The following is a 1,089-nucleotide window of genomic DNA, read 5'->3' on the forward strand; positions in this document are numbered from 1 at the left end:
ACTGAGCGCCGCTACAGACGCAATCGGTGCATACCGTTTTATCGACGACCTGTACCAGTCGGCAGTACCGCGCCGGGCCCGGCTGTCCGCTCCCCTACAAACGCCATTGGTGCATATCGTTTTAACGGCAGTGTGTACCGATGCCGGCAAGGCCCGCTCATCGCTGCCTAAATTCCGCAAATTTTATCATAGCACGCCGCAGGACGGAATGCAAGCCGGAAATATGGCAGGAGATCCCTTACATGTCCCAATATCCGTCAGCGCAGGTAGCCGCTGTCGCGCAGCGACACAAAGTCGTCATCCGCGATCACCAGATGGTCCAGCAGCAGAATGTCCACGACGTCGAGTGCCTGCTGCAGGCGGCGTGTCAGCTCCACATCCTCGTGCGACGGCAGGGCAATGCCCGCCGGGTGGTTGTGCGCCAGCACCACGCCGCTGGCATTCGCGCTCAGCGCAGCGCGCATGAGCTTGCGCATCGGCACGTTGGCCGAGTTCACGCTGCCCTCGCTCAGGCAGGTGCAGGTCAGAAGCCGCCCGGCGGCATCCAGCGCCAGCAGGTAGACGAGTTCCTCCCGCGCGCCGTAGAAAAACGGCAGCAGAAAATTGCCGAAATCCGTCGTGCCCGTCAGGCGCGCGCCGGAAAACGGCCGGGAGAGGTAGTAGCGCCGGTGCAGCTCCGTCACGAGCCGCAGCAGCAGCGCCCGCGATGCATCCATCCCCTCCACGCTGGCCAGCTCTTCCGGCGAGGCGGAGAGGGCCGCGCCGAGCGAGCCGAACTGGCCGATGAGCCGCGCGGCAAGGGCCTGCGGCTCCTCTGCGCCCGTGCCCGCGTGCAGCAGCAGGGTCAGCAGCTCCTCGTCCGTGAGGGCGTCCGGCGCGCGCTGCAAAAAGCGCCGCAGCAGATTGGCCGTGGATCCGTCCATGGGATCGCCTCCTTTGCGTTGATGGAATATGGTAGGGGAGCGACATGCCGCTCCCGGCGCTGCATTGACGATAGGAACAGGCTTCCGATAAAAACGTACCAACCGATTGCGTCTGTAGCGGCGCTCACTGCGCAGCCGTTGGCGGCTTTGCCGCCTTACGGATGCG

At 64.6% G+C, this 1,089-nt stretch carries 1 protein-coding gene; it reads right to left on the bottom strand.

The annotated features are described in order from the left end of the window. Window positions 1-257: 257 nt before the first annotated feature. On the bottom strand, window positions 258-923 hold the full coding sequence (locus WMO66_RS01945) for a JAB domain-containing protein (protein WP_349134730.1): 666 nt from the start codon (window positions 921-923) through the stop codon (window positions 258-260). Window positions 924-1,089 lie beyond the last annotated feature (166 nt).

It is taken from the genome of Faecousia intestinalis (assembly GCF_040096185.1).
Lineage (GTDB): Bacteria > Bacillota > Clostridia > Oscillospirales > Oscillospiraceae > JAZOXB01.

Excerpts from the sequence above, each read along its gene's own strand:
- WMO66_RS01945 (WP_349134730.1), bottom strand. The coding sequence starts at position 923 with ATGGACGGATCCACGGCCAATCTGCTGCGGCGCTTTTTGCAGCGCGCG.